The sequence below is a fragment of the Marinobacter alkaliphilus genome (genome assembly GCF_055394375.1).
The window spans coordinates 2,334,443-2,352,233 of record NZ_AP043751.1 but is presented as its reverse complement, the minus strand read 5'-3'; the positions used below and the strand labels follow the sequence as shown (position 1 = coordinate 2,352,233).

General features: G+C 52.1%; 17 protein-coding genes. All 17 read right to left on the bottom strand.

Translation table 11 applies throughout. The annotated features are described in order from the left end of the window. Nucleotides 1–558: a sugar transferase gene (locus tag ACZ5Q2_RS10780; RefSeq protein WP_432210124.1), complete on the bottom strand. Its 558-nt coding sequence runs from the start codon at nucleotides 556–558 to the stop codon at nucleotides 1–3. Further along, entirely contained in the window at nucleotides 555–1,541 is a 987-nt protein-coding gene (locus ACZ5Q2_RS10775) for a UDP-glucose 4-epimerase family protein (protein ID WP_432210125.1), read from the bottom strand. The genes ACZ5Q2_RS10780 and ACZ5Q2_RS10775 overlap by 4 nt, the downstream gene beginning before the upstream one ends. Next, complete coding sequence (locus ACZ5Q2_RS10770) at nucleotides 1,538–2,299, bottom strand: glycosyltransferase family 2 protein (protein WP_432210126.1); 762 nt, start codon at nucleotides 2,297–2,299, stop codon at nucleotides 1,538–1,540. Before ACZ5Q2_RS10770 ends, ACZ5Q2_RS10775 begins: the two co-directional genes overlap by 4 nt. Before the next feature lie 9 nt (nucleotides 2,300–2,308). Then, complete coding sequence (locus tag ACZ5Q2_RS10765) at nucleotides 2,309–3,433, bottom strand: hypothetical protein (protein ID WP_464597161.1); 1,125 nt, start codon at nucleotides 3,431–3,433, stop codon at nucleotides 2,309–2,311. A gap of 1 nt (nucleotide 3,434) precedes the next feature. Next, entirely contained in the window at nucleotides 3,435–4,310 is an 876-nt protein-coding gene (locus tag ACZ5Q2_RS10760) for a hypothetical protein (protein WP_432210129.1), read from the bottom strand. Next, nucleotides 4,303–5,073 (bottom strand): hypothetical protein, encoded by a 771-nt coding sequence (locus ACZ5Q2_RS10755; RefSeq protein ID WP_432210130.1) that lies wholly within the window; start codon nucleotides 5,071–5,073, stop codon nucleotides 4,303–4,305. Before ACZ5Q2_RS10755 ends, ACZ5Q2_RS10760 begins: the two co-directional genes overlap by 8 nt. After that, nucleotides 5,060–6,019: a GDP-L-fucose synthase gene (fcl, locus tag ACZ5Q2_RS10750; RefSeq protein ID WP_432210131.1), complete on the bottom strand. Its 960-nt coding sequence runs from the start codon at nucleotides 6,017–6,019 to the stop codon at nucleotides 5,060–5,062. The genes ACZ5Q2_RS10755 and fcl overlap by 14 nt, the downstream gene beginning before the upstream one ends. A 1-nt stretch (nucleotide 6,020) precedes the next feature. Beyond that, a complete protein-coding gene (gmd, locus tag ACZ5Q2_RS10745) occupies nucleotides 6,021–7,142 on the bottom strand; it encodes a GDP-mannose 4,6-dehydratase (protein WP_432210132.1) in 1,122 nt (373 codons plus the stop codon). Between the two features lie 165 nt (nucleotides 7,143–7,307). After that, nucleotides 7,308–8,366: a pseudaminic acid synthase gene (pseI, locus tag ACZ5Q2_RS10740; protein ID WP_432210133.1), complete on the bottom strand. Its 1,059-nt coding sequence runs from the start codon at nucleotides 8,364–8,366 to the stop codon at nucleotides 7,308–7,310. Beyond that, the gene (pseG, locus tag ACZ5Q2_RS10735) at nucleotides 8,363–10,018 is read right to left on the bottom strand and encodes a UDP-2,4-diacetamido-2,4,6-trideoxy-beta-L-altropyranose hydrolase (RefSeq protein WP_330165891.1); all 1,656 of its coding nucleotides are present in this window, start codon (nucleotides 10,016–10,018) and stop codon (nucleotides 8,363–8,365) included. The genes pseI and pseG overlap by 4 nt, the downstream gene beginning before the upstream one ends. Continuing rightward, a complete protein-coding gene (gene pseF, locus ACZ5Q2_RS10730) occupies nucleotides 10,018–10,719 on the bottom strand; it encodes a pseudaminic acid cytidylyltransferase (protein WP_061333720.1) in 702 nt (233 codons plus the stop codon). Before pseF ends, pseG begins: the two co-directional genes overlap by 1 nt. A gap of 2 nt (nucleotides 10,720–10,721) precedes the next feature. Then, the gene (pseC, locus tag ACZ5Q2_RS10725; protein ID WP_230714533.1) at nucleotides 10,722–11,885 is read right to left on the bottom strand and encodes a UDP-4-amino-4,6-dideoxy-N-acetyl-beta-L-altrosamine transaminase; all 1,164 of its coding nucleotides are present in this window, start codon (nucleotides 11,883–11,885) and stop codon (nucleotides 10,722–10,724) included. A 2-nt stretch (nucleotides 11,886–11,887) separates the two neighbouring features. Then, nucleotides 11,888–12,886 carry a UDP-N-acetylglucosamine 4,6-dehydratase (inverting) gene (pseB, locus tag ACZ5Q2_RS10720; RefSeq protein WP_061333716.1) on the bottom strand — a complete coding sequence of 333 codons (999 nt, stop codon included), beginning with the start codon at nucleotides 12,884–12,886 and terminating at the stop codon, nucleotides 11,888–11,890. 23 nt (nucleotides 12,887–12,909) lie between these two features. Beyond that, nucleotides 12,910–14,184 carry a lipopolysaccharide biosynthesis protein gene (locus ACZ5Q2_RS10715; protein WP_061333714.1) on the bottom strand — a complete coding sequence of 425 codons (1,275 nt, stop codon included), beginning with the start codon at nucleotides 14,182–14,184 and terminating at the stop codon, nucleotides 12,910–12,912. A gap of 255 nt (nucleotides 14,185–14,439) precedes the next feature. Then, nucleotides 14,440–15,516, bottom strand: a complete 1,077-nt coding sequence (gene wecA / locus ACZ5Q2_RS10710) for a UDP-N-acetylglucosamine--undecaprenyl-phosphate N-acetylglucosaminephosphotransferase (protein WP_061333712.1) — start codon at nucleotides 15,514–15,516, stop codon at nucleotides 14,440–14,442. Between the two features lie 345 nt (nucleotides 15,517–15,861). Continuing rightward, nucleotides 15,862–16,974, bottom strand: coding sequence for a glycosyltransferase family 4 protein (locus tag ACZ5Q2_RS10705; protein WP_061333710.1), 1,113 nt, complete (start codon nucleotides 16,972–16,974; stop codon nucleotides 15,862–15,864). Nucleotides 16,975–16,983: 9 nt separating this feature from the next. After that, on the bottom strand, nucleotides 16,984–17,772 hold the full coding sequence (locus ACZ5Q2_RS10700; protein ID WP_374786764.1) for a hypothetical protein: 789 nt from the start codon (nucleotides 17,770–17,772) through the stop codon (nucleotides 16,984–16,986). Nucleotides 17,773–17,791 lie beyond the last annotated feature (19 nt).

Here is a 17,791-nt window from a genome sequence, read left to right as displayed (position 1 = left end):
CTACTCCCCCGATTTCACGCGATCACCCGACCCTTTGCCAGTGACCGTTTGAACGATATAGCGGAAATAGTGCTTTAAATCCAAAGAGCGCAACATCGCTGCATCGGTTTCAGCCAGCAATTGTGGAGTCGACATATCAATACCGTTCACCTGTGCCAGTCCCGTAATGCCAGGGCGGGCCTTCAGCACTCCACGGCTCTCCCGCTCCTCAATAAGCTCGACCTGATTAAACAAACAGGGCCTTGGACCAACCAGACTCATCTCACCTTTCAGCACATTCCAGAGTTGAGGCAATTCATCAAGCTTTGTCCGCCTGAGAAACCGGCCAACCGGCGTAATGGACGATGAATCTGCCAGATGGCTGGCAACAGATTTAGTCTCCGGCGCCATGGTGCGAAACTTTACCAAGATAAACGGCTTCTTGTACCGCCCTACCCGCTCCTGACGGAACAATGGAGAGCCAGTATCAAACAACCCGACAATAAAGATAACCACAAGAAAAGGCAGGCCAAATACCAAGCCAACAGTGGCAAAAACAATATCAAGAATCCTGATCACGGTTGATCTCCAGATTCCCCTGGGCAGTTATAATCATCCACCGTCAATTTCAATCCTTCTTTTACCGAGTATGGTGCAGACCAACCCAGAACGTGACGAGCCTTAGTTGAATCTATCCTCAATTCACCTGTCAAACGCTCAATCGAAGAGCTCTTACCCAACAGCACCGCTGCAAATCGAAAAAGAAACACCGGCACTATCACCAGCCATGGGGAACGCCCCTGAGCACGCCTGAGCTCCGCCAAAAGCTCCGTCAACGAAAGTGTTTCATCGTCACTAACCAAAAAAACTTCTCTTGCGGCCGCTGGCAAGCTGACACATTGAACCAGGAAATCTGCAAGATTGCCGACATAAACCATGCTACGTTTGTTCTTCATAAAACCAAATGGCAACGGTATCGGCAAGTTACACAGTTTCAACAAACTCGCAAAATTTCCCTTAACGCCCGGGCCATAGACCAACGGTGGCCGCACCACGACCAACTCCATGCCTGCTTGTTCACAGAACGCTTTCAACTTTAGCTCTGCCTCGTGCTTTGAACGTGCGTACGCGTCCTCAGGAACCGGCTTATCAGCCTCGCAAAAGGGAGCCCTGCGATTGGTATCTTCTCCGTGCACCTTAACGGTACTTATAAACACAAAGCGTTTAACGCCCGCCTTGCTAGCCTCGCTGGCCAAATTAAGTGCGCCATCCACGTTAACACGCCGATACTCCGCCAAGGGATCCAAGAATTGGTCTTTCATTACATGAGCGCGAGCAGCACAGTGGACCACCACGTCAACTCCATGAAGCGCGGCAGCCCAGCCTTCGCAATTAAGCAGCTCAAGACCAGAAACCGAACGAAACCCGGGACCCTCGTCTGCTCGCGCAGTGCGCGCTACTGCAACCACCTCATAACTGTCTGACTGTGCAAGCAGGCGTTTTACAACAGCGCTGCCAACAAAGCCCGAAGCACCCGTTACCAAAACCCGTTGCTTACTCATTGCCCGGGCCGCCTGATCAGTTCCAATAACTTGAAGGGAATTTTGCTCAAAACGAAAAGGAGATTGGTGTAGACGCCGTTATCTCGGCAGGCGCGGACAATCTCGCGATTCAGACGTATGCTACTTCTGAATCCACTCGTGCTGACTCCGCCCGCACGCATTCGAACCAGAACCTTATCCAGATACTTCCACTTCAATCCAGCCACCAGCAGCCAGCGAACGAACATGTCATAGTCGGCAGCAATACGCATGTCGAGGCGGTATTTGCCCACCCGCTCATAGGCGCTTTTCCTGACAAACGTGGCGGGATGTGGTGGCATCCAGCCGAATCTAAGCTTCCAGGGTCGAAAATGTTCTGCACCGTAATAGCGAGTAACCCTTAAGAGATCCTCCGGGGCCACAAAAACAACATCGCCAAATACGACATCAACATCCGGGTTTTCAGCAAAGACGCGAACAACTGACGAAATAACATCTTCTGATTCATAGAAATCATCAGAGTTGAGAATGCCGACGATATCACCCTTAGCCAGGGCTACACCTTTGTTCATGGCATCGTATAACCCTTCATCGGGCTCTGATACCAGCACATCGGATTCCCGCACTCGGGTACGCACCCTGTCAACCGTACCGTCAGATGAGCCTCCATCGATAATCACGTGTTCGGTATCAGGATAAGTTTGCGACGAAACCGCAGCCAAAGTCCCCTCAATGGTTTCAGCGCTATTAAAACAAACAGTAATGACAGAAACTTTCAAAAACGAACCTCAGGTCTTGGCAAAAATCAGCGGCTTATACTCTGGCCTAAAAAAATAGGCCAATGGCCCTAGAAGAGCATAGTCAATCAGATTCCCAAAAAATATAACATCAAAGAAACCTCGTAAAAGCATTACACATAGCAGCACAAGGAGGAACCCTGAACCCGATGAAAGCAAGCGTATAAAAACAGCCAGGATAGCCACCAGACTTACAAACAACATAAATCCAAAGTTAGAATGAAAACGAATGAAGGCATTGTGAGGATTTCCACCATATTCCTGAATTGCCAACACCAGCCTTTCGTCGCCCCCCAAAAGTAATGAGAACAGATTCAGCTCACTCAAATAACCAAGAAGCATCTCATACCGTGGACTTTCAATCCCCGATGAAAAATTGGTTTCTGACGAAAAGTAATCAGCCACAACGGGCCCTAACACTATTACAGCCATAACGGAAGCACAGAAGTAAAATAAAGAGAACTTGTACTTCCAACAGAAAAACAGGACAAAAACAACCACCAGCATCAATGCCACAATATTTGACCGTCCATAAAGCGGGATCGTAATCAGGGCAGACAAAATCACAAGCAGAATACTAGGGCGAACATCCTCCTCATAACATATCCATAGATAGCCACCTAGCAAAGCTAAAACCACTGCACCTACTATATTTCTACTGTAACCGGAAAAAATATGGTTAAATTCGCTGGGACCAAAACCGAGAACAAGCCAACAAAAATACAAATACAACAAGTAAATCAACAACGGAAATTTATAGGCGACGCCGCCGAGGTTAAAATCCCTTATAACCACAGCCATCGCCAGCCCACCTGTCAGAAAAAATCCGGCGATCAGCGAACTCCCCCCCGAGCGATCGAGGGCGACAAGCCCCATCAGAAAAATGAACAGGACATAAATAACGTGAAAAAATTTAAGATTGCTCGAGAAGCAAACAAAAAAAAGCAAAAACGAAAAGGAAAGTGAAGCAAGAACGAGCCGAATATAGAAAAAACCCGAGAACAGTGCCAGGAACAGCAGTAGCGTATAAACAAGCACCCCTACCATTAAGATTTGTCGAACTAACGTAGTAGATGATGAGGCGCTCGACACCTCAGGCCAATCCATCGCAGACATGCTAAACAGAGTCACTTCTACCCATTCTCGGGAATGCGTCTATGAAAGAGCCCGGAGTCTGGTTAAAAACCTTCACACCCAGAGACGCCGACAACTCGCCGATTACTCGGTAACTTTTATGTACCAGGCGGTAACTCTCAAAGATTTCCTCCATGGAAAAATGCTGACCAGTAAGCCGGTCTTTGTATAATGGTGACAGGCTTGGATCCTTATCATAGAAATGACTATCTTTTATGTATAACAAATTATCATCAGCAACGTGAAGATTCTGATGCCAGGAGTGATCGGCGCCATCGATCACCACATGATTGTGACCATTCATAATTGACAAATAAATGGCAGCAATCAAAACATTATTCGCACGTGGCATTAATATCTGGCGCTTCATTAAGCCCAAAAAAGGAAACCTAAAATACGATTTCAAACCAACATCTCTAAAAAAGACAACTCTTATGGAAGTATTCCGGAATAACTCAATCAAAACCTGACCCATCGAATAAAATCTAATGGGGATATACAGATTCATTTCCCAATCAACCGTCTCCACCATCTTTAGGAATAAGCTATTCCCCGACTTCAGATCGGTATCAAGTGAATTAAAATAATTCGGATCGAATATCACATACTGTGATGGCTTACATAAAATAAAGGCATCTTGAAAGGCGAAATTATTCACACAATAAACATCATGAGTGCTGCCGATAGATGCCCAGTCGGCAGATGCAACAAAATCTTGCAGTGAGGGCCCATTTCCCAGTATCAGCGCTTTTTTATGGCGAGAGAAACGACTACGCCGACTATAAAACAGATTATTTCTGGCAATAAAACTCCAAAAATAGACAGGCCAGTAACTCAGATGGCGTCTCAGTTTACTCATTGCAATCTACCGCATCCATTTCGCGCCTGACCCGCGCCAGAAAATCCACAAACAACGTCAAGATCATCGCAGCCAGTAGGGAGGCCAGAACAATCACTGCAAATTTTATAATTTTAGGTAGGCCCTCCGGCTCCATTCCAGGCCTCGCCAACGTCAGTACCGTTGCTTCGTCCAGCGATTGCACCCGCTCAAGAAGCATCGAACGCCGCTCGATGAGGGAGGCCAACACCGCATCACCTCCGGAGCCACCTGGAGTCTCCTTTATGCCCTGCTCCACCGCTTCAATTTGGAGATTTAACCTTTCCTCAACCCGTTGCAGTGCCTTCAAGTGATCGCTGATCAAGCCGGAAACAGCCGTCTCATGAACTTCACGAACAAGAACTTCACCCGACCTGGGAACAGTAGTTGAGAGCGCAATCAGATCATCCGAGCCAACGCCGTACACCGACACTTTCAGTTTCTCTCCGCGCGAACCCTCGAGCGCAGCAATCGCATCAGGAATATGATCTCGCTCCAGGCGCATTATCGATGCCTGAAGCGGCTCAACCGGTCTAGCCTGCGACACCATTGCAGGCTTTATCAGTGTTAGGTAACTGAATTTTTCCTCGCTCAAACCTACCAGTAAACCTCCTGCCACCAATGGCAACAGAAAGCTAGACAGAAACAAATACTTCCAAAGAAAGAACGCCTGAAAAATCGCAACCAGACTGATTGCCTCTATGTCACCCGACTTAAAACCCTGATCCGCTCTAGACATTTTCACGGTACCACTTGTAAGCGCTTCGCAATCCCTCTTCCAGCTCGATGCTTGCATGCCACCCCAACGCCTTCAACCGGCTCACATCCATCAACTTCCTCGGCGTACCATCCGGCTTGCTGCTATCAAACACAAGCCTTCCCGAGAATCCTGTTACCCTGGCAACCGTCTCTGCCAGTTCCCGGATGGTGCAATCCACACCGGTGCCCACATTGATGTGTGAAAGCATTGGCTCGGTGTTGCTGGTGTAGGTTTCGTAGTCCAGCTCCATCACGTGCACACTGGCCGCGGCCATGTCATCCACGTGCAAGAACTCACGCATAGGTTTGCCGCTGCCCCAGATAACAACTTCCTCATCGCCCGCTTTCACTGCTTCATGAAAGCGCCGCAACAAAGCCGGGATCACATGGCTGTTCTCCGGGTGAAAGTTATCATTCGGGCCATACAAGTTGGTGGGCATTACGCTGCGGTAGTCCCGGCCATATTGCCGGTTGTAACTCTCGCACAGCTTGATGCCGGCAATTTTAGCAATCGCGTAGGGCTCGTTGGTGGGCTCAAGAACGCCCGTCAGCAGCGCGTCCTCACGCATCGGTTGCTCCGCAAACTTTGGGTAGATGCAGGATGAGCCCAGAAACAACACCTTCTGCACTCCCGCCTGGTGAGCTGCGTTAATAAGATTGGCTTCAATCATCAGGTTTTCATAGATGAATTCCGCCGGGTAACTGTTGTTTGCGTGAATACCCCCAACCTTGGCAGCGGCAATGTATACCTGCTCTGGCTGATGCTCGGCAAACCAAGCCTGCACGGCCGCCTGATCAAGCAGGTTCAGTTGATCACGGCTGGCGGTAAGAATATCCGTATAGCCCAACGACTCAAGGCGACGCACAACGGCAGAACCCACCATACCCCGATGCCCAGCTACAAATACCCTCTGATTGCGCAGTTCAGACATCTCAGTTCTCCACCGATACCGGCACGTCATGGCCATGGGCCTTGAGCAGTGCGTGGCGCCTAGCCGCTTGCAGGTCCTCCTGAACCATCTCGGCACACATCTCCTGAACCGTGATCTCTGGTACCCAGCCAAGCGTTTCCTTCGCCTTGGTTGGATCCCCAAGCAAGGTTTCCACCTCAGCGGGGCGGAAATAACGGGGGTCTACCCGAACCACTACGTCCCCAGGCTTAACCGCCGGCGCAGAATCACCGGAGACAGACACAACCGTTGCTGTTTCCTCTACGCCTTCACCGTCAAAACGAAGCTCAATACCCAACTCAGCCGCAGACCACTGGATAAACTCCCGAACCGAATACTGAACGCCGGTCGCGATAACAAAATCTTCCGGCTGATCCTGCTGCAGCATCATCCACTGCATGCGCACGTAATCCTTTGCATGCCCCCAATCCCGAAGCGCATCCAGATTACCCATGTACAAGCAGCTCTCCAGCCCCTGGGCAATATTGGCCAGGCCGCGGGTGATCTTCCGGGTAACAAAGGTTTCACCGCGCCGCGGTGATTCATGGTTAAACAGCACGCCATTACAGGCGTACATACCGTAGGCTTCCCGATAATTCACGGTAATCCAGTAGGCGTAGAGTTTGGCAACGGCATAGGGGGAGCGGGGATAGAACGGTGTGGTTTCTTTTTGGGGAATTTCCTGCACCAGGCCGTAAAGCTCAGAGGTGGAAGCCTGATAAAAGCGAGTTTTCTTCTCCAACCCCAGCAAACGAATTGCCTCTAACAGGCGCAAGGTACCCATGGCATCCACATCTGCGGTGTATTCCGGCGACTCAAAACTTACCGCCACGTGGGACTGCGCCCCCAGGTTATACACCTCGTCTGGCTGGACTTCCTGCAAAATCCTCGTGAGGTTGGAAGAATCCGTCAGGTCACCGTAATGCAACACAAATCGTTGATTATCAGTATGGGGATCTTGATAGATATGGTCTACACGCTGGGTATTAAACAACGAGGCCCTGCGCTTGATACCGTGAACCTCGTAGCCCTTTTCCAGCAAAAACTCTGCGAGGTAGGAACCATCCTGGCCGGTAACACCGGTAATCAAAGCCTTCTTTTTCATTTAGAGAACAACCTGTTATTTCGTGCAATTTCGCGCTTTTTGTCAGCAATAATAGAGCCGGCGAAGTCTACGCGAAACATACCCACTTTTCAGTAACGATAATGTAAGAACCCCCAAGTATCCTGGGGGTTCTCAAACTCAGCTTCATACTATCCGAGGGAACGCTCAATCATTTGAAAGGAAATCGAACGACACCGGAGAGTTGCAAGCCACATCCACTCTCAGTCGTTTTCCAACAATTTGTCCAAGATGTTTTGGAGCAACACCGTAACCCGGCCTCACGCTGCGAACGCTGGCCTCATCGATCACGTCTCCTGCTTTCAAATCCTTCACAAAATACAAAGACCGCCGAAACTGAGCGTTACCCTGTTCGCTGGATTTCCGTCCATAATCCACCTGCCCCAGCGCTTTCCATGCCGTCTTGCTATCCCGACACAAGTCAGAGAGATCTTCAGGCTCAAGCGAGAAACTGTCATCCGGCCCGCCGCCATTTCGGTCAAGAGTAAAATGCTTCTCAATCAAAGAAGCCCCAAGCACCACGCTCGCGATAGCTGTAGTATTATCCAGCGTGTGGTCCGACAACCCAGTAACCAAGCCAAATCTTTCGATCATGTCTGGAATGGTCCGCAAGTTGTAATCTTCCGCAGGCGCGGGATAACCGCTCACACAATGCAAGATCGCCAGCTCTTTACAGCCACCTTCACGTGCTGCGGCGATTGCCTCTTCAATTTCTTCAGCATCAGCCATACCGGTGGAGATAATCATTGGCTTGCCTGTGTTGGCGACATATCGAATCAACGGCAAATCTACCGCTTCGAAAGAGGCGATTTTGTATGCAGGCGCATTAAGATCCTCAAGCAGGTCCACCGCCGTCGTATCAAATGGCGAACTGAAAATTGGAATACCCAGCTTTTTGGCGTGATCAAAAAGCGGTTTATGCCACTCCCAAGGCATGTGGGCTTCCTCGTATAATTCGTAAAGGGTGCGCCCATCCCACAGCCCACCCTTAATGCGAAAATCATCAGCATCCGAATCCAGTGTGATCGTGTCGGGACGATACGTCTGGAGCTTGACCGCGTCTGCACCAGCCCGTGCCGCCTCCTCAATAATCTTCATGGCCGTTTCCAATCGGCCATTATGGTTAGCTGAAAGTTCCGCGATGATATAAGGGGGATGATTACGGGAAATCTCTCTTCCTGCGATCGAAATTACAGGGTCATTCATTCTGCGCACTCCTTAACTTTTTGCCGCCACTCATGACTCAATAGCCCAAAACACACCACGTCATGATAATGGGCACCATCAAAATGTTGTTCTCTAAGAATACCTTCCTGCGCAAAACCCAGCCGGCGATGGAAAGCGATCGACCTGTCGTTAAAACCTAACGCCTGACCGCATACTTTGTGCAAATGCAATTCCTCAAAGGCAAAGTTTAAAGCAGCCCTGCCCAGAGACCGGCCCGTACCTTTTGCGGCATCAGGGGCGAGATAGAACCCCCAGTCAGCAACCGAATCGCAACGCCCCCGCGCAATATTAACGAAACCCAATCCCCGCCCATTAACCTCATAAATCATCAGGTTCAAGGCAGGGTTATTGGCCGCTCTATCAAACCAAGCCATATGCTCGTCAAAACTTATCTCGTGCCTCGTATACATATAGCGGCGTACTTCAGGATGGTTGCGCCACCCAAGAACCATCTCCAGGTCATTCGCTTCCATCTGCCGGAGTTTGGCTGTGGTCACTGAACACCTCCGGATAACCTTAACATACTGAACACCTCCGGATAACCTTAACATTGCGTCAACAACCAGGCTTGTACCTGTGCCGTCCGTCACGGCGGCAGCCTTATCAGCCATATCGACGAGTTCACCGGAAAGAGACAGCTTATCCACCAGGTCCGGCAGTGATTCTCCAAGCCCATCCGCACAACCAATAACTCGCGCAGCTCCCGCTTCATCAAGGGCGCGGGCACCACTCTCCTGATTGCCTGCCAGAACCACCAATATCGTAGGCAACCCCAGGCAACAACGTTCCCAAGAGGTGCTTCCCGCCGCGCCGATGCAAAGATCTGCCAGACACATTCGCTCAGCCATATCCGTCACATTCACGCTCACAGAAACCCTGAATGGCAACGTTTCCACCTGTTTGCGAACAGCATCCAAGGCGGGAGCAGACGCCCCCATGACAACGTCCAGCACCGCTTCATTCGGCAGCCGGCTTTGAGCTAACGCTTCCAACACTTGACCAGTAATATTATCGCGGTCAACACCACCTAAGGTGACCAGAATACGCTTCAGCGAGAATCCCTGCCGGCGTTCCAGACTTTGTGCCCGGAGTTCAGCGAATTCAGGCCTCAATAACGCATAGCGAGGACCGATCAGGCTGAGACATCCCTCCGGCACCCAATGAGCGTAGTCCCCGGATTGCCGGCCAAGATTCTGGTCGAGAAGTAGATGACAGCCATGCGGCCTGTCTGCCAGGTCATCAATAGCCATCACCTGGTTGGCAATAGATGCAACCCATCGTTCCCAGCGAACATCCAATGCGTAGTGATCAACCACCAACCACTCAAAGTGTTCGCCAGCCAGAACCCCCATAGTCTGCTCGGCATCTTGCTGCCAGGAAACGCCCAACCAGTCAGCATGTGCCAGCGGAGCATCATCTTTCAGGTCCGGCACAACAGGCACTGGCAGGCTCAGCGATCGCACCTCAAATCCCTTTTGCGCGATCAATTCTACGAGGTTGCCGGGGTGGTCCCGGCAAACAAAAGTACAGGTGTGGCCCCTAAGCCTCAGTGCATCGGCCAGCGTGAGGCATCTCATCACATGGCCAGTGCCTATCTGAATTGAGGCATCAGCCCGGAAAGCAACACGCATTATTCTGCTCCCTGCGCCTGCATCGCCCTAAACAGCCACTCTGCACGCGCCCAATCCTCAAGGGTATCTATATCCTGTACCCGATGCCTCGGTAGCCTTACCGGAACTGCGTGTTCCGAGAATATCCCCAGTTCACCTTGCCAGGCCTGCGCAGTACCCCAATAAAACTGACCGGCATCATGCCAAGCCTCCTCCAGATCCTGAGACCGGGTCTGGAAGTGTTCCGGGTTGAACATAGCCACACGTCCAGCCGCGGTTATCCGCAGCGCCCGCTGAATCGGGAACGCGTAACTTGTTACCGAAAAAGCATAATTACACCCTTCGCCATAGAGTAAGTCGCGGCCACGTATCAAATCTTCAGGAGAGACGAAAGGAGCCGTAGCGTACAGGCAACATGCCGCTGATACCGGAGTACCATTATCGTCCAACCATTCAACCGCATGCCGGATAACGGGTATGGTTCCGGTGTAGTCGTCCGAGAGTTGGGCCGGGCGCATGAAGGGGGTTTCAGCCCCCCATTGCCGTGCAACCGCAGCAATTTCTTCGTCATCCGTAGAAACGATAACCCGGTCAAAACACTCGCTTTCCAGCGCGGCCTCAATGGGCCAAGCAATCATCGGCTTACCGCAGAACTCTTTGATGTTTTTACGTGGAATGCGCTTACTGCCCCCACGGGCGGGGATAATGGCAACCGTGCTCATCCTCACACCTCTGCCAGTGCCTTGCGGAGCGCCGCAACCACTTCACTCTGCTGGTCATCGGTCAGGCCCTGGAACATCGGCAGGCTGATAGCCTCCCGGTAGTAGGCCATGGATTGGGGGAAGTCGTCAGCCTGAAACCCCATCGCTGTATAGAAAGGCTGCGTGTGCACCGGAATGTAATGCAGGTTTACGCCTATGCCCTGTGCCCGTAAAGATTCAAACACCTCTCTATGAGTTCTGGAAATACTGTCCAGCTTCAGGCGAATAACGTAAAGGTGCAGGCCGGAATAGCTGTCCGGGTGCTGCCAGGGCAGCACGATAGGAAAATCCGCCAGCAGCTGGTTATACCGTTCTGCCAACTCGTGCCTGCGGGCCACAAAGGCATCCAGCCGTTGCATCTGGCTTACACCCAGCGCCGCCTGCAATTCGGTCATCCGGTAATTGAAGCCCAGATCCACTTGCTGATAATACCAGGGCCCGTCAGGTTCATGGGTCATCAAGGCTGGGTCTCGGGTAATGCCGTGGCTGCGCAACAGGTTCATCTTTTCCGCTAACTTAGCATCGTTGGTTACCGCCATACCGCCCTCGGCCGTCGTCACAATCTTGACCGGGTGGAAGCTGAACACAGTGATATCGCTGTAACGGCAGTTGCCGATGAACTCGTCCTGATATTTGCCGCCAATCGCATGGGATGCGTCTTCAATCAATCTGAAGCCATACTCCTTTGCAAGGGCGCCAATCGCTTCCATATTGCACGGCTGGCCACACAAGTGAACCGCTACCACCACTTTTGGCAAACGGTCATTCTGCTTTGCCAGCTCAAGCTTTTTCTTCAACGCAACCGGGCACAGGTTGTAAGTTTGTGGGTCGATATCCACAAAATCTACCCTGGCACCGCAATACAACCCGCAGTTTGCGGAGGCCACAAAGGTAACAGGCGTGGTCCATAACCAGTCGCCCTCCCCCAGGCCCAATGCCAGGCAGGCAATGTGCAAAGCAGAGGTGGCGCTGTTCCCTGCCAAGGCATGGTTAGCTCCCACATGGTTTGCCACGGCCTGTTCAAATTTAGGCACCATCGGGCCCTGAGTCAGGAAGTCTGACTTCAGCACATCCAGTACCGCATCGATATCTGCCTGGTTAATGTCCTGCTTACCGTAGGGAATCATGGTCAGATCTTGCCAATTTCGCTGTTGTGGCGGTCGATCCAGGCTTGCAGTTCTTCGTCCTTCATCCATTCGGTGTTGTTATCGCTGGCGTACACAAAGCCCTCGGGCACCGGCTTGCCATCTTTGATGCGATCTTTACAGGTTCCCCAGTCATTGATGTTGGGCAGAATCTTGAAGTGCTCGGGGTACTCGTAGGTGAAGTATGAATCCTCGGCGCCAATCATCTGCTCATGCAGTTTTTCACCCGGGCGGATCCCCACCACTTCCTGCTTGGCTTCTGGTGCCACAACGCGAGCCAGATCGGTCACCTTCATCGAAGGAATCTTCTTCACATAGATCTCGCCACCCACCATGTCCTCAAAAGCATGCCATACCAGCTCCACACCTTGCTCCAGGCTGATCATGAACCGAGTCATGCGCGGGTCTGTGATCGGCAGCACGCCATTCTCTTTGATAGACATAAAGAACGGGATAACCGAGCCCCGGGAGCCCATCACGTTGCCGTACCGAACGACTGAGAACTTGGTTTGGTGGCCACCGGCGTAGGAGTTGCCAGCCACAAACAGCTTGTCGGACGCCAGCTTGGTGGCACCGTAAAGGTTGATGGGGCTGCTGGCTTTATCGGTAGAAAGGGCAACCACGCCTTTAATGCCTTTATCGATGGCGGCATCGATCAGGTTCATGGCACCGTGGATGTTGGTTTTTACGCATTCGAACGGGTTGTACTCGGCCGTGGGTACAATTTTGGTGGCCGCAGCGTGCACCACGTAATCCACACCATCCAACGCCCGGTATAGGCGGTCTCTGTCGCGCACATCGCCAATGAAGAAGCGCAGGCGGTCATCGCCCTGAAACAGCTTGGCCATCTCCCACTGTTTCATTTCATCCCGGGAAAAGACAATGATTTTCTTGGGGTTGTACTTTTCCAGGGTCATTGGAATGAATTTGTGGCCAAAAGACCCAGTGCCACCAGTGACCAGGATGGTTTTACCTTGCAACATAAGCCCTCAATATCCTCAGTAGTTCAACGTAGAGTATGAGTGATTCCAATGGCCCGGAACACCCGCGCGCATGAAACCTGTTTAATTATTCCGATTGCCAACGACGCGCCTCCGAAAGCCAGTATCACAGCCCACACGGGACTGAACGCACCGAATAGAAACACCAGCATCAAAAACACCAAAAGGCCGGTAAAATGAGCCACAATGATTGGCTTATCGCGAGACACCGCATAAAGGTTGTAATGTGGAACCATCCCCACTACGAAAATCCCCATTGCAATCAGTATCCCGACAAACAAAGGCCAATGATCAAAGTAGATCGGGTTAGGTAAAAGCATAAACAGAAAGGGCCCCACCAGCGCACCGCCCGCCACCAATACCAAAGACCAGATCAGCGTATGCTTCCTGAGGGTCGCTCTTGCAACCAAAAAACCGGCTTGATCGCCGCTATTGTGCGCAGCAATCATTCTGGGGTAGAGAAAGGCGAACACCCCGGCGTCCATAAACGTCAGAACCGTGCCGGCCATGCCCATAAAAAGACTGTACACCCCCAACAAGTCGGGGCCATTCAGCGCCTCAAACGCGTAGCGGTCTATTGTCATAATCCCGCGCAGAGCAAGGGTTGCCATCAGCAAGGGAAAAGCAACCAGCACACCGCGCTTCACCCAGGCAAGATCTATCGAGAGGTTACTTTTACGCCATTCTATTGATCGCAGAAGAAATCCGCCCATCAAAACACTGAGCGCCGAACCAGTGGCCCAAAACAGCAACAACAACTCAAGCGACCGGTAAGACTCGAAAAAAATCATGCAGAGAACAAAGGCCAGAGACCATATGCCCTGCCTGAAAAACACCATCACAGAAGCAAAAAGCGGGCGCCCCATCGCAATGGCAAGGCGTGATATTTCCTGGGCCAGGTGTTCTGAGACAATCAGCAATAGAACCCAACCAGCAACCCACCAGGGAAGCAGGCCAAACACAAACAGCAACAGGGAGACAGGCAAAACCAGCGCATAGAGGGCCCCGAAAAACACCCCCTGCGACACCAATAAACGACCCCACTCAGCTTTTGGCCGACCGAGCAGATCTCTGGTGCTAAAGGTATAAAAGTCAAACCCCACGAAATACAACGCATAGCTGACCGTAACCACAATCAGCCCATACAGCCCCACTTCTGAGGGGGGAAGATAAACGGCCAGAATGAAAATCAGCACGAACCGAATGGCCAAAGTTAACGCTCGAATTCCAACATTCAATAGATTGGGGTTGTTCAACAAACTCATTACCTGCAGCGGCATAGTGAATCTGGCAACCTGATTTCGCATGCGTGATGACTCACATAAAAACCAGGTGAATCGGAGTAATCCGGCAATCGGCATTCAGACCACCACAGTCGGGAGACTGGCAAGACCAACCCTTTCATACAGAATGCTGTTGATAAACCGGAAAAATTTTGCGCCAATTGGGAGGGGAATTCAGTTACCGGGAGTAAAGACTGTGTCAGGGATTTGAAGAGTAGAGTTGATCGATCCGGACTGGAGCAACCAAAAAACCTAGTGCTGATGAGTAACCTTCTTCCTGAACAAAACCAACAACCGCCAAACATGGCTCAAAGACCAATCATAAAGCGCAAACACACCCAAAAATGTCGTAAACATTACCCACTCGGGCACATTGAAAAACTCCCCCGCCAAGCCAATCCCTGCGCAAACCAGAGCTATCAACGTAATCATCAGTAAGGCTTCGCGGTCAGAAAAACCGGCGCGCATGAAAATGTGGTGCAGGTGCTCTCTGTCTGGCTTCATCAAAGACTGCCCTTTGCGAGCACGGCGCACCATAATCGCCACCATATCGATCAGCGGAATGGCGATGATCCACAAGGCTGTAACCGGGCGCATACCTGCCTGCTCTGGCTGCGTTGCGTTCACCAGCAACCATACCACTGAAAAACCGATGAACATAGAGCCCGCGTCGCCCATGAAAACCCTGTAGCGGAACGGTGGAATGCGCAGGTTCGCCATCAAGTAAGGAAGCAGCGCGCACGCAATTCCAACCGCCAGAGCCAGTGCTGGACCTGCCTCTGGCGCAAAAGCGAACAACACAATCAAAGAAAGCAGCGTCACCAGAGACAGACTGCCCGCCAAGCCATCAATGCCGTCCACCATATTGAATGCATTGGTGGCCCCAATCACTGCAGCAATGGTTACCAGAGGCCCCAAAAAACCCAGGTCAATAACGCCCAGATTAAACAAGTCACCAAATGCCGTAAGCGACACCCCGGAGCCATACACCAGGAGGGCTCCCAGCCCAACCTGCACCGCCAGACGGAACTTGGCGGGCAAGTCACGAGCATCGTCTACCGCACCCACCACCACAAGCACCGTTGCGCACAGCAAAAACAGCCCATGCTCGCTGACCAGCGGCATGCCAATCAACCAGGCCACGCACAAACCAATAAACGCACTCAATCCGCCAATCAGCGGCACAACGCCCTTATGGTGCTTGCGGTGATCAGGGGCATCCAGCAACTGCACCCAATAGGCCACAGGGCGGAGAAACCAGAGGGAGATCAGAGCGAAAAGACCTGCCATCAGGCCCGTGGAGCTTGCCGCTTCCATGTGAATACCCATTAAAAATCCGAATTGGGGATGATGAAAACACAGTGATAGTAAAGAAAAAAACACCTGTGACTATACGATAAAGAGTCTATATAAAATTTGCCGGTATACAAATCCAACTTTAAATCATTTAACGAGGTTTTACGGGCGGCATAGTGCCAGCGTCAATCACAGCCGCTGAAATCGCCACACTTTCGTTATGAGGCGCCGCCAACACCACCGAACCTATTTGCCCTGCTCCGGCTCAGCGCACCCCCCAAAAAAGCAACGGAGAGAGGCGGGCCCGGGTACCCGAGTCCAATAACAGCGATTTCCGGGGGGATTACCATCCCAAGGGGCAAGCCCTCTTTGTAGCGGTCAGGACTGACGGGGCAAGCAATCCAGGTAAGCCTTAACCACCACATCCTCACTAAACTGCGCTTCCATCCTCTGCCGGGCTGCATTGCCGGCTTTCTGGCGTTCCTCTACATCCATAGCTACCACCCGTATCATCTGCTGCGCCAGAGACTGAGCACTGCGTACCTCACACAACCAACCGGTCACTTCCGGCTCTATGGCATGGCGGCAACCTGGCACATCTGTCACGATGGCCGGGCGGCCCATGGCGGCGGCTTCCAGAACGGTGCGGGGCATGCCTTCGCGATAAGAGGGCAACACTAACACATGGGCCTGCGCTATAAAGGGCCGCACATCATCCGTTTCACCCAGATAGTCCAGCACACCGGCCTTCTGCCACTGTTCAACTTCTTCCCGGGTAATGGCCGTTCGGTTACTCGCCCCCAACTGGCCCAGCAACCAACAGCGGGCGGGCATGCCGCGGGCTTTAAGCAACCCAGCGGCTTCGGCGTATTCCCGCACGCCTTTATCCCCCAGCAAGCGGGCAATCATTAAAAACGTGACCGGAGGGGCCTCAGGCAAGGGTGAAAATGCGAAGCGCTGAAGGTCCACGCCCGAGCCCGGCAGCAAGGTTACGGGCGTATCCCCCAACAAGCCCGCGTTGCGGAACACGGCCAGATCTTCCTCATTCTGGAAAAACAACCGCTGGGCCCGACGGTTCACCAGGCCATACACCTGCCGTACCCGGCGGAATAACCAGGAGTCATGGATAAACGCCGTACCCAGGCCCGAGATATTGTTCGCGAACGGAATACCCCGCAGGGCGCACACCAGCCCCCCGTATATGTTCATCTTCACGGTAAAGTTGAATACATAAGCCGGTGCCAGCCGGCGCAAAGAGCGGTGAATAAACACCAGGCTGCGCAACTCCCGCAATGGCCCAATGCTTTTACCTTCCAGCGGCAACGCAATATGCTGCGCCCCCAACTCGTTCACCAGGCGCGCGCTGTAATCATCCAGCGGCGAGATACACAGCACTCGCCACCCTTGCTGAACCAGGGCAGTAATGGTGCTGCGACGGAAATTGTACAAATACCAGGACGTATTAGAGGTAAGAACAACGGTAGAGGACAAATCAAGAACTCAAGATAAGGAGGAATCACCACCCGAAGGCACACGCCTGCGGCCAACCCGCCAATGGGCCGGAGCGAAAGGTTTGAACACAGAGCGAACGTGGCAGTCTGCACACACAAACAGCACGAAAATAACAATGAACGGATAACGATAACGGGCTGCCGTGCCGTAGTTGAACACCACCAGGCCATAAATGGACAAGGCAAAGGCCATAAACAACAGCCAGAAAATCAGTTTCTTTGGTACCCGGCGCCAGGCGGCGCGAACAATCAACACCAATAGGCCGAACACCACCAGGTTCTCTGCCGCCTGAATAAGCTGCAGCAAGCCGGCCGCCTCCCAGGGGAATGGCTTCAGCAGGAAATACACCCCACTGGTCAGCCCCTCAGCCACAAACTCCCCGGGGCCCTCAATCAGCTTTAGCTGATCTCGATCGCCGCCATCTTCCCTATACATTGCAGACCGGAACAGATTTATTAGTGGCAGCGCCACGGGCGAAACCGCCACAAGGGCAACCAACCCCACCACCATGGTCAAAATGCCCCGCCCAACCGACACACCGGTGTGGCGAATACCAAACAGCAGATAAACCACCAGGATGGGCGCCAGAATAAAAAAGTTCTGGAACTTGATCGCGTACAAGGGCACGAACACCGCCAACATCGGCAACCACCGCCCCTCCCGAGCGAACTGCACCGCCATCACCATAAACACGAAAATGAAGGTGTCTCGCAGCGAAAGGCCCGTATACAGCGCCATACTAGGGTAAAGAAGGAAAAACCACATAGAAACGGGCATGAACACCCGCTTGTTATAC

Coding starts and splice junctions, on each gene's coding strand:
- ACZ5Q2_RS10775 (WP_432210125.1), bottom strand. CDS start 1,541: ATGAGTAAGCAACGGGTTTTGGTAACGGGTGCTTCGGGCTTTGTTGGC.
- ACZ5Q2_RS10765 (WP_464597161.1), bottom strand. CDS start 3,433: ATGTCTGCGATGGATTGGCCTGAGGTGTCGAGCGCCTCATCATCTACT.
- ACZ5Q2_RS10760 (WP_432210129.1), bottom strand. CDS start 4,310: ATGAGTAAACTGAGACGCCATCTGAGTTACTGGCCTGTCTATTTTTGG.
- fcl (WP_432210131.1), bottom strand. CDS start 6,019: ATGTCTGAACTGCGCAATCAGAGGGTATTTGTAGCTGGGCATCGGGGT.
- gmd (WP_432210132.1), bottom strand. CDS start 7,142: ATGAAAAAGAAGGCTTTGATTACCGGTGTTACCGGCCAGGATGGTTCC.
- pseI (WP_432210133.1), bottom strand. CDS start 8,366: ATGAATGACCCTGTAATTTCGATCGCAGGAAGAGAGATTTCCCGTAAT.
- pseG (WP_330165891.1), bottom strand. CDS start 10,018: ATGCGTGTTGCTTTCCGGGCTGATGCCTCAATTCAGATAGGCACTGGC.
- pseF (WP_061333720.1), bottom strand. CDS start 10,719: ATGAGCACGGTTGCCATTATCCCCGCCCGTGGGGGCAGTAAGCGCATT.
- pseC (WP_230714533.1), bottom strand. CDS start 11,885: ATGATTCCCTACGGTAAGCAGGACATTAACCAGGCAGATATCGATGCG.
- pseB (WP_061333716.1), bottom strand. CDS start 12,886: ATGTTGCAAGGTAAAACCATCCTGGTCACTGGTGGCACTGGGTCTTTT.
- ACZ5Q2_RS10715 (WP_061333714.1), bottom strand. CDS start 14,184: ATGCCGCTGCAGGTAATGAGTTTGTTGAACAACCCCAATCTATTGAAT.
- wecA (WP_061333712.1), bottom strand. CDS start 15,516: ATGGGTATTCACATGGAAGCGGCAAGCTCCACGGGCCTGATGGCAGGT.
- ACZ5Q2_RS10700 (WP_374786764.1), bottom strand. CDS start 17,772: ATGCCCGTTTCTATGTGGTTTTTCCTTCTTTACCCTAGTATGGCGCTG.